Source organism: Stenotrophomonas sp. 80084_Sma (assembly GCF_056481995.1).
Window position 1 is genome coordinate 3,366,018 of the sequence record NZ_CM151177.1, and the last position, 14,174, is coordinate 3,380,191.

The window sequence follows — 14,174 nt, forward strand, 5'->3', positions numbered from 1 at the left end:
CCCTTACTCCAGCCCGTCCAGCAGCTCGTCGACCTTTTCCAGGGTCAGACGCTCATGGTAGTGACCGTTGATGACCATCATCGGCGCGCCGCCACAACCGGCCAGGCACTCTTCCTCGCGCTTGAGGTAGACGCGGCCGTCCGGGGTCGATTCACCGTGCTTGATGCCCAGCTTCTTCTCGCAATGGCGGACGATGTCCTCGGCGCCATTGAGCCAGCAGCTGATGTTGGTGCAGATGGCCACGTTGTTGCGGCCCACCTTCTCGGTCTCGAACATCGAGTAGAAGCTGGCGACCTCATAGGCCCACACCGGCGGCAGGTCGAGGTACTTGGCCACGCCGGCGATCAGTTCGTCGGTCAGCCAGCCCTCGTTCTGCTCCTGGGCCGCATGCAGGCCCTGCAGCACGGCAGAGCGCTTGCGGTCCGGCGGGAACTTGGACAGCCAGTGATCGATGTGAGCGCGGGTCTTGTCGCTCAGCACCACCATCGGGTCGACGTCGCGCGCCGCCTCGAAATTACCTGTCGCCTTCATCGGCCGACCTCAGCGAAATGCATAACGTGAAATTCCAGAAACTGCGGCGCCGGCTTGCGCCGGCTGCCTGCAGCGGGCGTTGGCGTGGCGGACGGCATTACCGGTCAACCTCGCCGAACACCAGGTCGTAGGTACCGATCATCGCCACCACGTCGGCCAGCATGTGGCCGCGCACGATCGAATCGATCGAGGACAGGTGGGCGAAGCCCGGTGCACGCAGGTGCACGCGGAACGGCTTGTTGGCGCCATCGGAGACCAGGTAGCAGCCGAACTCGCCCTTGGGCGCTTCCACTGCCGCGTAGGTTTCCCCGGCCGGCACGCAATAGCCTTCGCTGAACAGCTTGAAGTGGTGGATCAGCGCTTCCATGTCGTCCTTCATGTCCTCGCGCTTGGGCGGAGCGACCTTGAAGTTCTTGACCATGACCGGGCCGGGGTTGGCCTTCAGCCACGCCACGCACTGCTTGATGATGCGGTTGGACTCGCGCATTTCGGCAACGCGGACCAGGTAGCGGTCGTAGCAGTCGCCTTCCTTGCCCAGCGGGATGTCGAAATCGACGGCATCGTACTTGGCATACGGACGCTTCTTGCGAAGGTCCCAGGCAATGCCCGAGCCACGCAGCATCACGCCGGTCATGCCCCACTGGTGGGCCAGTTCCGGAGTGACCACGCCGATGCCGACGGTACGCTGCTTCCAGATACGGTTGTCGGTCAGCAGGGTTTCGTATTCGTCGATGCGCTTGGGGAACTCGACGGTGAAGTTCTCCAGGAAGTCCAGCAGCGAGCCTTCGCGCGAAGCATTGAGCTGCTTCAGCGCCTTGCCCTTGTGCCAGCGCGATTCCTTGTACTTCGGCATGTGGTCCGGCAGGTCGCGGTAGACACCGCCCGGACGGTAGTACGCCGCGTGCATGCGCGCGCCGGAGACCGCTTCATAGCAGTCCATCAGCTCTTCGCGCTCGCGGAAGGCATACAGCATCACCGCCATCGCACCCAGGTCGAGCGCGTTGGAGCCCAGCCACATCAGGTGGTTGAGGATGCGGGTGATTTCGTCGTACATGGTGCGGATGTACTGCGCACGCTCCGGCGCTTCGATGCCCATCAGGGTCTCGATCGCGCGCACGTAGGCGTGCTCGTTGCACATCATCGACACGTAATCCAGGCGATCCATGTAGCCGATCGACTGGTTGAACGGCTTGGACTCGGCCAGCTTTTCGGTACCACGGTGCAGCAGACCCACGTGCGGGTCGGCGCGCATGATGGTTTCGCCGTCCATTTCCAGGATCAGGCGCAGCACACCGTGCGCGGCCGGATGCTGCGGGCCGAAGTTCATGGTGTAGTTGCGGATTTCCTGCCGGCTTTCGGCGGCGTTGCTGGCGAAGGCTTCGCCGGCCTGGTGTACGTGGCTCACTTCACTGCCTCCTGCGCGCGCTCACCTTCTGCGGTCTGCAGACGGGCGTCGTCGCGGATCACGCGCGGCACGCCGACACGCGGCTCCACCGAGGTGACCGGTTCGTAGATCACGCGCTTCTTTTCTTCGTCGTAGCGGACTTCGACATTGCCGATCAGCGGGAAGTCCTTGCGGAACGGATGGCCGACGAAACCGTAGTCGGTCAGGATCCGGCGCAGGTCCGGGTGGCCTTCGAAGATCACGCCGTACAGGTCGAACGCTTCGCGCTCGAACCAGTTCAGGCCCGGCCAGATGCCGGTCAGCGAGGACACCACCGGCAGCGCTTCGTCAGGGGCGAAGCAGCGCAGGTGCATCATCAGGTTGTGCTGGTACGAACGCAGCTGGGCGACCACGGCGAAGCGCTGGGTCGGCATGTGCTGCGGGCGGGCACCGTCGGCACCGTTTTCCTCGGAGGGGAACTCGCCCCACGCGAAACGGCCCTGGGCCTTGCCTTCGACGCCACGACTGAAGCCCTGCGAGGACACGTCGGCGGTGTCCCATTCGTCGGAGCCATAACCGAGGTAGTCGACGCCGCAGAGATCTACGGCCTGCTCGAAACCAAACTCGTCACGCAGCGCCAGGGCGGTGGCGTGCCACTCGGCGGCAGGCACTTCCAGCGTCACTTCGCCGCGGGGTTCGACCACGATGACCTTCGCACCTGCGAAACGTGCGGAGAGTCGGTCGATGAAGGATGCTTGCTCTGCCATGGGGGCTTGGCGCGCTCTTGTCAGGTGAAGGGGTCAGCGGGCGATGGTCTGTGTACGCCAGATCTTCTTCTGCAGCTGCAGGATCCCGTACACCAGCGCCTCGGCGGTCGGCGGGCAGCCCGGGACGTAGACGTCCACCGGCACCACGCGATCACAGCCGCGCACCACAGAATAGGAGTAGTGGTAATAGCCGCCACCATTGGCGCAGCTACCCATCGAGATGACCCACTTCGGGTCCGGCATCTGGTCGTAGACCTTACGCAGCGCCGGGGCCATCTTGTTGACCAGGGTACCGGCCACGATCATCACGTCGGACTGACGCGGCGACGGGCGGAACACCACGCCGTAGCGGTCAAGGTCCAGACGCGCGGCGCCGGCATGCATCATCTCGACCGCGCAGCAGGCCAGACCGAAGGTCATCGGCCACATCGAGCCGGTGCGCGCCCAGTTCAGCAGTGCATCGACGCTGGTGGTGACGAAGCCCTTTTCCAGCAGCGGGTTGTCGCCTTCCGGCCGCAGGATGTCATCAACCCGGCCTTCCGGCGTGGGGTTGTTCATGAGGCCATCGAGAGTCTGAATCACTCCCATTCCAGCGCTCCCTTCTTCCAGACGTAAATGAAACCGAGGAACAGCATGCCGACGAACAGGCCCATGGTGATGAGCGAACGGGCACCCAGCTCCATGAAGACCTGGGTCCACGGCACGATGAAGATGATTTCCAGGTCGAAGACGATGAACTGGATCGCGATCAGGTAATAGCGCACGTCGAACTTCATGCGCGCGTCTTCGAAGGCCTCGAAGCCGCACTCGTACGGCGACAGCTTTTCCAGATCGGGGCGGCGGGGACCGAGGAATCGACCAACCAGCATCAGCGTAATGCCGATACCGGTGGCAACGATCAGAAACAGCAGAGACGGCAAATATTCGGCCAGCACAGCGATTCTCTCTTGCCTCTGCCGCCGCGCCTGCAGGCGCTTTGGCATGGGGGAGTGGACGGGAATCTGCCTGGCGCCTTGCGCGCCAGACGAACCCGCTTTACTTACAAATGGTGCCCAAGAGGGGACTCGAACCCCTACGACTTGCGTCGCTACCACCTCAAGGTAGTGCGTCTACCAATTCCGCCACCTGGGCAAACGATCACATCAGACTATCTTCCCGATGCGCCGCGTATTGTAACCGGCTTCAGTCTTTCTGGGAGCCTTCCGAAGGCTTTTCTTCACCAGAAACCGAAGATTCCGCCTGAGCCGGCACATTCGCGGCCGGAACCGGGGCGGCCGGGACCGCATCGGCCTTCGGAACGGCCGGCAATTCGCCCGCCGGAGCCGCCGGAGCGACTGCCGCCGGTGCGGACATCAGGCCCAGATCCTGGTCGGCCGCCGGGCGGCTGCCATGACCGGCATACCAGGCCATGAAGAGGCTGATGCCGAAGAACACGACAGCCAGCCACTTGGTCGACTTGGACAGGAAGTTCGAGGCGCCGCGCGCACCGAACACCGTACCCGAGGCACCGGCACCAAAGCCCGAACCCGCCGCCGCACCCGAGCCACGCTGCATCAGGATCAGCGCGATCATGGCCACAGCGACCAGCACGTAGACGACATTGAGGATCAACATCAGCATTGGAAACCGCCCTCGGACAAAACTTCTAGGATTAGTTCGCGGCCGCCGCCCGTGCGATGGCCAGGAAGTCCGCGGCCACCAGGGAGGCGCCGCCGACCAGCCCACCATCGACATCCGGCTGCGCGAACAGTTCCCCGGCATTGTCGGGCTTCACGCTACCGCCGTAAACAATGGGCAGTGAATCAGCGATTCTAGCATCGATACGCGCGACTTCGCCACGGATGAACGCGTGCACCTGTTGCGCCTGCTCCTTGGTAGCGGTACGGCCGGTACCGATGGCCCAGACCGGCTCGTAGGCGACCACGGCCTTGGCGAAACCGGCCGCGCCGACCAGCTCCAGCACCGGCGCCAGCTGGCCGGCGATGACCGCTTCGGTCTGCCCGGCCTCGCGCTGCTCCAAGGTCTCGCCCACGCACAGCACCGGCACCAGGCCGGCGTGCTGGGCGGCGGCGAACTTGCGTGCGACCAGCTCGCTGCTTTCGTGGTGGTACTGGCGGCGCTCGGAATGGCCGACCAAGCCATAGCGGGCGCCGACCTCGACCAGCATGGCGGCGCAGACCTCGCCGGTGTAGGCGCCCTTCTCGTTGCTGCTCACGTCCTGCGCGCCAAAGGCCAGGCCGGTCTCGCCAAAGTCCTCGACCAGCTCGCCCAGGTACGGCAGCGGCGGCAGGATCACCACGTCCACCCCCTCCAGCGGCAGCCCGGCGGCGACCTGCCCCAGCAGTTCATTGGCGAATTGACGGCTGCCATGCAGCTTCCAGTTTCCGGCGACGATCTTGCGGCGCATGAGCGGGTGGCTCCTGTGTGAAGTCAGCCGGTCATGATACCCGTTACGGCAAAAATCCGTTTCCGTGTAAGCGGTTACATGGATTTTCAGCCAACGGCGCAGCCCCTCGTGGCGGGCCGGCTGGGTTGGGTGGGTCGCGGTGAGCCCGGTTGGATTTGGGGCTTGGCCGCGGCATCCATGCCGCGGACACCCCCGCCATCCCCACCCGCCCGGCCTCTGACACATTGCGGCGGTTCCGCCCGCCACGGAAAGAAAAAAGAAGATCAAGAGCAAAAGCGGCATTCCAGGTACCCCTGCCCCGCTTCGATCCAACAGATCTCATCCACGCATGGCGTGGATCTACCGTGTCGACCAAGGTCGACACCTACCGGGAATCGCGATTTACCCACCGTCACCGGGAAACTGTCGGGGGTGGGGCGGTGTGGGTTGGCAGGACCGTTGGCGCCATGGGCCCGAGGCATGCCTCGGGCGGGTTGGGCAGGACGCCCAACCCCGGTCTTGCCGTGTGCGCAGGACAGCGCACACGAGCAAGGCGCCATCGGGCCCCCAGGGACGGGTTTACGGCGTGTCCTGCCAACCCACACCGCCCCGCCCAACCAGCAGAAACCCAGAGCCGCATTGGCTTTGGCTTTGGCTTTGGCCTCTGCGGGTGCAGGGCGCAGCCCTGCAAAAAAAAAGGCCGCCTTTCGGCGGCCTCACTTCTCATTACTTCAGCTTGATCTCGCGCAGGCGTTCCTCGAGGAAGCCGTGGGCGGTGATCGCCTCCGGGTACCGGCTCGGGTTCTCCGGGGTGATGCAGGACGGCAGCACGTCGATCAGATAGTCCGGGTTCGGATGCAGGAAGAACGGCACCGAGTAGCGCGGCTGGCGCGCCAGCTCACCCGGGGGGTTGACCACGCGGTGGATGGTCGACGGGTACACGTGGTTAGTCAGGCGCTGCAGCATGTCGCCGATGTTGACCACGATGGTGTCCGCGTCCGAGGTGAACGGCACCCACTCGCCCTCGTGCGACTGCACTTCCAGACCCGCGGCGCTGGCGCCGACCAGCAGGGTGATGAAGTTGATGTCGCCATGCGCGCCGGCGCGCACGTTCGGGATGTCGTCGGTGGTGATCGGCGGGTAGTGGATCGGGCGCAGGATCGAGTTGCCGAAGTTGGTCTTGTCGGCGAAGAAGTCTTCCGGCAGGCCGATGTGCAGGGCCAGCGCCGACAGTACGCGCGAACCCAGGTTGTCCAGCGCCTGGTACAGGCCGTAACCGCGCTCGCGGAAGCCCTCGACCTCGGTCGGCCACAGGTTCGGCGCCATCACGTCGCGGTACTTGGAGTCGTCGGCGATCTCGCGACCGATGTGCCAGAACTCCTTCAGGTCGAAATGCTTGGAGCCCTTGGCGGTCTCCACGCCGAACGGGGTGTAGCCGCGGGCGCCGCCACTGCCGGCCACGTGGTACTTGCGCTTGACCTCCTCCGGCAGGGCGAAGAAGGCCTTGAAGGCATCGTAGGCCGCGTCGATGTCGGCCTGCGGGATGCCGTGGTTGCGGATGCCCGCGAATCCCCATTGGCGGTAGGCCGCGCCCAGCTCGGCCACGAAGGCCTCGCGGTCGCTGTCGAAACGGGTGATGTCGAGGGTGGGGATCTGGCTCACAGCGGTTCCTGGCTTGTCGTTGGGTCTGGAAGGGCCAGCGCATTCATGGCCCACCTGAACATTGTGACAGATCGCCCGGGGGACGCCACTCGATACGAAGAAACAAACCGATACAATGCGCAACCCGCGCGCGGATTAACGATTCCGTCACAACCGGGACTCCCGCCCCTGCTCCACCTGCCGCCTCCGTCCTTCATGCGCCCTGCTGCTCCTTCTGCCAACACCTCCCTGCCCTCCGGCCCGGCACGTCACTGGCGCCGATTGGCCTGGTGGTCGCTGTTCGTGGCCGGCAACGCGCTGCTGGCGATGGCGATCACACTCGGCAACGTACCGCTGGCCGACAACCCCGGTGGCGCAATCGGCCTGGTTTACCTGTCCGTCGCTCTGCCGGGGCATCTGCTCGCCTTCGGTGCCCTCGCAGGCCTGCTGCCGCTGCTGCTGGGCCTGTGGCAGCGCAGCACGCGCACGCTGAGCATCAGCGCCGTGCTGCTGCAGGGCCTGTGGCTGTGCCTGCTGCTGGTTGATGCGAAGGTTTTCACTCTGTATCGGTTCCACCTCAATGCCATGGTGGTGAACATGGTGTTCGGCGGCGCGCTGCAGGACCAGGTCGCGTTGTCCTGGAAAACCTGGCTGCAGGCCGGACTGCTGGTCGCCGCCATCTTCGCCGCCGAAGGCCTGCTGGCCTGGGCATGCTGGAAGCTGTTGCCCGCCCTGCCCCGCCGCCGCCGGGTCCTGCAGGCCTGGGCGGTGGTCGCTCTGCTGATGGGGGGGGCCAGGTCGCCACCGCCTACTACGATGCCCGCGGCGACCGCGACGTCATCGCGCAGTGGAACTACCTGCCCTGGGCGCAGCCGATCACCGCCAAGAGCTTCATGCGCAAACTGGGCGTTGTCAGCGAACAGCAGGCTGGCCTGCCTGACCCGCGCCATGCGCAGCTGCTGTATCCGCTGCAGCCCCTGCGCTGCCAGAACCCACATCGGCCGAATGTGCTGATGGTGGTGCTGGAGTCGCTGCGCCAGGACGCCATGACGCCGCAGCTGATGCCCAATACGACGGCACTGGCACAGGCTTCGCGCGTGTACGACCAGCATTTCAGCACCGGCAACGCCACCCGCTACGGCCTGTTCGGCCTGCTCTACGGCCTGCCCGGCGGCTACTGGCAGAGCATGCTGGACGAACAGCGCGGCTCGCAGCTGTTCCAGGTGCTGGGCCAGCAGGGCTACGACCTGCACCTGTACGGCAGCGCGCCGCTGTACAGCCCGGAGTTCGACCGCACCGCCTTCGCCGACGTACGCGACCAGCTGCACCAGGGCCCCTCCGCCCTGACACCCGACAAGCGTGACGCAGCCATCGTCACCGCGCTGCAGAGCGACATCCGCACCAGCCAGGCCGCGCAGCACCCGTGGTTCGGCTTCGTGTTCCTCGACTCCACCCACGCCGGCTACCACCTGCCCGCCAGCTACCCGCCGGTGGCCACGCCGATGGCCAAGGAGATCGACTTCCTGTCCTTCGGCCCGGACCACGACCCGACGCCGGAGCTCAACCGCTACCGCACCGCCGTGCACTACGCCGACAGCCTGATCGGCTCGCTGCTGGACGACCTTCGCGCACAAGGCCTGGCCGAGAACACCATCGTGCTGGTCACCGGTGACCATGCCGAAGAGTTCAACGACCTCAAGCTGAACTACTGGGGCCACAACGGCAACTTCTCCGACTACCAGCTGCAGGTGCCGTTCGTGCTGCACTGGCCAGGCCAGCCCAGCGGCCATGAGATGCGCACCAGTTCGCATGAGGACTGGGTGCCGACGTTGATGCGCCACGCACTGGGCTGCGAGAACGCACTGAGCGACTTCAGTACTGGCCAGGACCTGCTGGCCGCGCCCACCACCAGCGAACGTGCGCTGGTGGTGGAGAGCTGGTCGCAGCGCGCGGTACGCCATGGCGATGCCATCTACGTGTTCGACAAGTTCGGCAACGCCACCGCGCTCGACCGGCACTACCGTCCGCTGCCGCAGCAGGCGCCGGACGCCGCCGCCATCCGCTCCGCATGGGAAGCGCTGACCCGCTTCCGCAACCGCTGAACTTCAAGGACCGATCCTGCATGAACCGTCCGCTGCGCATCCTGCATACCGAAGCCGCCAAGGGAATGGGCGGGCAGGAGATCTACATCTTCCGGCACATGCAGGTGATGCGCGCGCGTGGCCATGAAGTGTCGTTGCTGTGCCAGCCCGATGCGCGCCTGGCCACACTGGCACGCGACGACGGTTTCACCGTGCATACGCTGCGCATGGGAGGCCTGGCACGCCTGCTGCGCGGCGTGTGGTCGGTATCGCGACTGGTGCGCCGCGAACGCTACGACGTGGTCAACACCACCAGCCGCCGCGATGCGCTGATCGCCGCCGCCGGTGCACGCCTGGGCGGCACGCCGCTGGTGGTGCGCTCACGCCACCTGATGAGCCCGGTCAATTCGCTGCTGACCTATACCGGGCTTCCGCACCGGGTGTTGACCGTCAGCAGCTTCGTCAAGCAGCTGCTGGCCGACCGTGGCATTCCGGCCGAGCGCATCGGCATCGTGCCGCCTATCGCGGTTCCGCCGCGCTGGAGCGAGATCCGCAAGGCCGATCCCTGGCAGTGCCTGCAGGACGCGCGCGCGCAGGTGCGTGCCGAGCTCGGTTTCGGCGAACAGGACATCGTGGTCGGCTGCGTGGCGGTACTGCGCGAGCCCAAGGGCCATGCCGACCTGCTGCAGGCGATGATCCCGCTGTGCAAGGCCAACCCGGACCTGCACCTGGTGATCGTCGGTGATGGCCAGGCCGTGACGGAACGACTGCAGGCGATGTGCGCCGAGCACGGCCTGCAGCGCCAGGTGCACCTGCTCGGCTACCGCGATGGAGCCTGCCGGCTGATGGCCGGCTTCGACATCTTCGCGCTGGCCTCGCACAAGGAAGCGGCCGGCACCGTGTTCCTGGAAGCGGCTTATGTGGGCGTACCGATCGTAGCCACGCGGGTGGGTGGCGTGCCGGAGATGGTGGTCGATGGCAGCAATGCGATCCTAACCCGTTTGGGAGACAATGCCGCCCTGACAGGTGCCTTGCGCCTGCTGGTGGACGACCCGGAACGGCGGCGGCAGATGGGCCGCGCTGGCTGGGACTGGATGCACGGCGCACACCGCTTCACGCCGGACGGCCACGGTGAAGCCACCGAACACTACTACCACCAGTGGCTGAAGGAGCTGGGACATGGCTGATGCGCGAACCGTTCCGGTGCTGATGCACCACCATGTCAGCCCTTCGCCGGGCATGATCACCGTGTCGCCGGAAAACTTCGAAAGCCAGATCGCGTGGCTGGCAGGCAATGGCTGGACCTCACTGACGCTGGACCAGTACGCCGGCTTCCTGGCCGGCAAGCCGGTGCCGCGCAAGTCGATCGTCATCACCTTCGACGATGGCTACCTGGACAACTGGGTGTATGCCCATCCGATCCTGCAGAAGTACGGCATGCATGCCGTGGTGTTCGTGGTCACCGGCTGGATGGGCGAAGGCCCGGAACGTCCGCATGCCGGCATTGCCGGAGCGACGCTGCCTTCGACGCCGGACCATCGCGGCTGCGAAGCGGCGATCTACGAGCAGGACCGCAGTGACGACGTGATGATGCGCTGGAGCGAAGCACGTGCGGCCATCGCCGCCGGCACCTTCGAAGTGCATTGCCACACCCATACCCACACCCGCTGGCTGCGCCGTGACGATCTGGACCGTGCGCAGCGCCGCGCGGGCCTGAGCCGGGATCTGGCGATCTCGCGCGAAGTCCTGCAGGACAAGCTTGGCGAAGTGTCCGATACCTTGTGCTGGCCGTACGGTGATTTCGACCAGGATCACATCGAAGTGGCGCGCGAGCAGGGCTTCCGCTACCTGCACACTACCCACCCGTTCGGCCGCAACGTGATCGGTGGCGACCCGGAACGCATCTATCGTTTTGCGATCCGCAACCGCCCGGCCAACTGGCTGCGCAAGCGCATCCGCCTGAGTTACAACCCGCTGATCGCGCCGCTGTTCAATGGGTTCAAGGCACGCCAGAAGAAGATGGTGCCGGGGCCCTGAGCACGCCATCCTCCCGGGCCGCCGCAAAAGAAAACGCCCCGGAATTCCGGGGCGCTTTCTTTGTACGGATGTGCAGTCGCCTCAGCTGGCGGCTTCACGCACCGCAGCGGACAAGCGGTCCAGCGTCTGCTGCATCAGCGTAGCGTCATCGGCTTCCACGGTGACCCGAACCACCGGCTCGGTACCGGACGGCCGCAGGAACGCGCGGCCACGGCCGGCTACGGCCTGCTGCGCCACAGCCAGCGCGGACTGCACGCTTTCAGACTGCACCGTGGCCTTGGCCGAGACATTGCCCAGACGCACGTTGACGGTCTTCTGCGGCACCCGCACCAGGCCCTTCAGTGCCTGGCGCAGGGTCTGCCCACTGTTGCGCAGCGCGACCAGCACCTGCAGAGCGCTGACGATGCCATCACCGGTGGTGGCCCGGTCCAGGCACAGCAGATGGCCCGACGCTTCCCCACCGAGTACACCGCCGCCTTCGACCAATGCCTGGTGCACGTAGCGGTCACCAACGTTGCTGCGCACGAACGGGATCTGCAGATCGGCGAAAGCTTTCTCCACGCCGTAGTTGCTCATCAGCGTGCCGACCACCGGGCCGCGCAGGCGGCCTTCGTCCTTCCAGGCGCGGGCCAGGATGTACAGCAGGTCGTCACCGTCGACCGGGTTGCCCTGGTCGTCGGCCATCAGCACACGGTCGCCATCACCATCGAACGCGATGCCGAGATCTGCACGGGTCTCGCGGACTTTGGCCGCCAGGTTGTCGATATGGGTGGAACCCACGCCGGCGTTGATGTTGACGCCGTTGGGCTCGGCACCGATGCCGATCACCTCGGCCCCCAGTTCGCGGAACAGCAGCGGTGCGATCTGGTAGGTGGCGCCGTGTGCGCAATCCAGCACCAGGCGCACGCCACGCAGGTCGAACGCGCGCGGCACGCTGGCCTTGCAGAACTCGATGTAGCGGCCGACCGCTTCACGCGCACGCGATGCCTTGCCCAGCTTCTCCGATTCGGCGGTGGTGAACGGAACGTCCAGCGCCGCTTCCAGGGCAAGTTCGGTGGCATCGTCGAGCTTCTCGCCCTGGGCCGAGAAGAACTTGATGCCGTTGTCGTAATGCGGGTTGTGCGAGGCGCTGATGACGATGCCGGCGTCCACGCCCAGCGTGCGGGTCAGGAACGCCACCGCCGGGGTCGGCATCGGCCCCAGCAGCTGTACGTCGGCGCCGGCGGCGACCAGGCCGGCTTCCAGTGCCGCTTCGAACATGTAACCGGAAATGCGGGTGTCCTTGCCGATCACCACGATCGGCCGGCGCCCGTCCTGGCCGCGCTGGGCGACCAGGACGCGGCCCAGGGCATTGCCCAGGCGCAGCACGAAGTCGGCCGAGATCACGCCCTGGCCGACCCGCCCACGGATGCCATCAGTACCGAAGTACTTGCGGCCTCCCATCACGCCACCTCCGGCGCCGGCTGACGGCCCAGCATTGCCAGCAGATCGGACAGGCGGTCGCGCATTTCGCGGCGGTCGCAGATCTGGTCGATGGCACCGTGCTCCAACAGGAACTCCGAGCGCTGGAAGCCTTCCGGCAGCTTCTCGCGCACGGTCTGCTCGATCACGCGCGGGCCGGCGAAGCCGATCAGCGCCTGCGGTTCGGCGATGTTGATGTCGCCCAGCATCGCGAACGAGGCCGACACACCACCGGTGGTCGGGTGGGTCAGCACCGAGATGTACGGCAGGCCCGCTTCACGCAGCTTGCCCAGCGCGGCCGAGGTCTTGGCCATCTGCATCAGCGAGAACAGGCCTTCCTGCATGCGCGCACCGCCACTCTGCGAGAAGCACACGTACGGGGCGCCGATCTCGACCGCGGTTTCGGCGGCCAGCGCGAAACGCTCACCCACCACCGAGCCCATCGAGCCACCCATGAAGGCGAAGTCGAAGGACGAGGCCACCAGTGCACGGCCCTTGAGCAGACCGCGCATGGCGATCAGCGCGTCATATTCGCCGGTGTTCTTCTGCGCGATCTTGATGCGCTCGCTGTACTTCTTCTGGTCCTTGAACTTGAGCAGGTCGGTCGGGCCCAGGCGCGCACCGATCTCGGTGGTACTGTCGGCGTCGAACAGGGCGGCCAGGCGCGCACGTGCGCGGATCGCCATGTGGTGGCCGCACTTCGGGCAGACCTCCAGGTTCTCTTCCAGTTCCGGACGGTACAACGCGCTGCCGCAGTTGCTGCACTTTTCCCACAGGCCCTCGGGGACACTGCGCTTCTTGCTGGGGGTGTTGTCGGTGCGGATGCCGGACGGCATCAACTTGCTGAGCCAACTCATGCGGGAGGACACTTCCGTTCAGGGCGGCCCAAGGGCCGCAAAGGCGGACAGTCTAGCTCCGCTTTCCCCGCCCGTGCACCCCCTTGCCGGACACGGGGCCGCCGGAAAAAACCATGCTGGGACGTACGTTTAGCGCGGCAACGCCGTGCGGGTAGCGCCGGGCCATGCCCGGCGGATACCCTTGCGCCCCGCACCGCCGGGCATGGCCCGGCGCTACCGTTACTGGTCCAGCGCCTGCCGCAGCGGAGCCAGGAAGGTTCGAGCGCGCTGCGCGGCCTCCTCAGCCGAGCCCGCTTCGGCCAGCGCCGCCACCAGCGCGCTGCCGACCACCACGCCGTCGGCCTGGCGGGCCATCGCCGCAGCACTGTCGGCATCCTTGATGCCGAAGCCGGCCACCACTGGCACCGAAGCGCGCGCGCGCAGGGCCTGCAGGCGGGCACTGGCGGCATCGCTGTCCAGGCGCTCGGACGCGCCGGTGACACCGGCAAAGCTGACGTAGTAGAGGTAGCCACGGGCCAGCGCCAGCAGCTTGTCGGCGCGCGCTTCGCTGGTAGTCGGCGACGCCAGCAGGACCAGTGCCAGGCCCGCTGCATCGAAGGCCTGCTGCGCTTCGCCGGCTTCTTCCGGCGGCAGGTCGACCAGCAGAACGCCATCCACACCGGCCTCCACGGCTGCCGTTGCGAAGGCCGCGTAGCCATGGATCTCCACCGGATTCAGGTAGCCCATCAGCACCACCGGCGTCTGAGCGTCACGCTCGCGGAACTGCGCAACGGCCTTCAGCACGTAGCGGCTGCCAGCACCACGCGCCAGCGCGCGCTCGGAGCTGCGCTGGATGGTCGGACCGTCGGCCATCGGGTCGGAGAACGGCACGCCCAGTTCGATCACATCGGCACCGGCATCGACCAGCGCGTGCATGACCGGCACGGTGGCCTCCAGCGAGGGATCACCGGCGGTGATGAAGGGAATCAGCGCCTTGCGCTGCTGCTCGCGCAGTCGCTGGAAACAGGCATCGAGTCGGGAAACAGGCAT

At 66.2% G+C, this 14,174-nt stretch carries 13 protein-coding genes, 1 tRNA gene and 1 pseudogene; 3 read left to right on the plus strand and 12 right to left on the minus strand.

Features of this window, described 5'->3' with window-relative positions; translation table 11 throughout:
• Positions 1-3: 3 nt before the first annotated feature.
• The 9 genes from nuoE to ACZK3W_RS15730 all read right to left on the minus strand — a co-directional run bounded on the left by nuoE (position 4) and on the right by ACZK3W_RS15730 (position 6,730).
• Positions 4-531: an NADH-quinone oxidoreductase subunit NuoE gene (gene nuoE / locus ACZK3W_RS15690; protein WP_006381132.1), complete on the minus strand. Its 528-nt coding sequence runs from the start codon at positions 529-531 to the stop codon at positions 4-6.
• A 97-nt stretch (positions 532-628) separates the two neighbouring features.
• Positions 629-1,936 carry an NADH-quinone oxidoreductase subunit D gene (locus tag ACZK3W_RS15695; RefSeq protein WP_006458796.1) on the minus strand — a complete coding sequence of 436 codons (1,308 nt, stop codon included), beginning with the start codon at positions 1,934-1,936 and terminating at the stop codon, positions 629-631.
• Positions 1,933-2,682 carry an NADH-quinone oxidoreductase subunit C gene (locus ACZK3W_RS15700; RefSeq protein ID WP_125894344.1) on the minus strand — a complete coding sequence of 250 codons (750 nt, stop codon included), beginning with the start codon at positions 2,680-2,682 and terminating at the stop codon, positions 1,933-1,935. The genes ACZK3W_RS15695 and ACZK3W_RS15700 overlap by 4 nt, the downstream gene beginning before the upstream one ends.
• 33 nt (positions 2,683-2,715) lie before the next feature.
• Positions 2,716-3,270 (minus strand): NuoB/complex I 20 kDa subunit family protein, encoded by a 555-nt coding sequence (locus ACZK3W_RS15705; protein ID WP_005410463.1) that lies wholly within the window; start codon positions 3,268-3,270, stop codon positions 2,716-2,718.
• Positions 3,261-3,617, minus strand: coding sequence for an NADH-quinone oxidoreductase subunit A (locus ACZK3W_RS15710; RefSeq protein WP_008265012.1), 357 nt, complete (start codon positions 3,615-3,617; stop codon positions 3,261-3,263). The genes ACZK3W_RS15705 and ACZK3W_RS15710 overlap by 10 nt, the downstream gene beginning before the upstream one ends.
• Before the next feature lie 111 nt (positions 3,618-3,728).
• Positions 3,729-3,813: transfer RNA gene (locus tag ACZK3W_RS15715), tRNA-Leu, on the minus strand.
• A 51-nt stretch (positions 3,814-3,864) separates the two neighbouring features.
• Positions 3,865-4,302: a preprotein translocase subunit SecG gene (gene secG, locus ACZK3W_RS15720; protein WP_010486424.1), complete on the minus strand. Its 438-nt coding sequence runs from the start codon at positions 4,300-4,302 to the stop codon at positions 3,865-3,867.
• A gap of 31 nt (positions 4,303-4,333) precedes the next feature.
• Positions 4,334-5,089 (minus strand): triose-phosphate isomerase, encoded by a 756-nt coding sequence (gene tpiA, locus ACZK3W_RS15725; protein WP_032128643.1) that lies wholly within the window; start codon positions 5,087-5,089, stop codon positions 4,334-4,336.
• A 705-nt stretch (positions 5,090-5,794) separates the two neighbouring features.
• Complete coding sequence (locus ACZK3W_RS15730) at positions 5,795-6,730, minus strand: isopenicillin N synthase family dioxygenase (RefSeq protein ID WP_032128257.1); 936 nt, start codon at positions 6,728-6,730, stop codon at positions 5,795-5,797.
• A 195-nt stretch (positions 6,731-6,925) separates the two neighbouring features.
• On the opposite strand from ACZK3W_RS15730, the pseudogene ACZK3W_RS15735 reads away from it, so the two are divergent.
• From ACZK3W_RS15735 to ACZK3W_RS15745, 3 genes and pseudogenes are all read left to right on the plus strand, one after another.
• Positions 6,926-8,811, plus strand: a pseudogene (locus ACZK3W_RS15735) (DUF3413 domain-containing protein).
• Positions 8,812-8,831: 20 nt separating this feature from the next.
• Positions 8,832-9,977, plus strand: a complete 1,146-nt coding sequence (locus ACZK3W_RS15740; RefSeq protein WP_032128255.1) for a glycosyltransferase family 4 protein — start codon at positions 8,832-8,834, stop codon at positions 9,975-9,977.
• Positions 9,970-10,827, plus strand: a complete 858-nt coding sequence (locus ACZK3W_RS15745; RefSeq protein WP_125895660.1) for a polysaccharide deacetylase family protein — start codon at positions 9,970-9,972, stop codon at positions 10,825-10,827. The genes ACZK3W_RS15740 and ACZK3W_RS15745 overlap by 8 nt, the downstream gene beginning before the upstream one ends.
• An 81-nt stretch (positions 10,828-10,908) precedes the next feature.
• Here the strand turns inward: ACZK3W_RS15745 and glmM are convergent, their stop codons facing one another.
• From glmM to trpA, 3 genes are all read right to left on the minus strand, one after another.
• Positions 10,909-12,270 carry a phosphoglucosamine mutase gene (glmM, locus tag ACZK3W_RS15750; RefSeq protein ID WP_032128253.1) on the minus strand — a complete coding sequence of 454 codons (1,362 nt, stop codon included), beginning with the start codon at positions 12,268-12,270 and terminating at the stop codon, positions 10,909-10,911.
• Positions 12,270-13,145, minus strand: a complete 876-nt coding sequence (gene accD, locus ACZK3W_RS15755) for an acetyl-CoA carboxylase, carboxyltransferase subunit beta (RefSeq protein ID WP_005410473.1) — start codon at positions 13,143-13,145, stop codon at positions 12,270-12,272. The genes glmM and accD overlap by 1 nt, the downstream gene beginning before the upstream one ends.
• Before the next feature lie 219 nt (positions 13,146-13,364).
• Positions 13,365-14,174: a tryptophan synthase subunit alpha gene (trpA, locus tag ACZK3W_RS15760; RefSeq protein ID WP_197617189.1), complete on the minus strand. Its 810-nt coding sequence runs from the start codon at positions 14,172-14,174 to the stop codon at positions 13,365-13,367.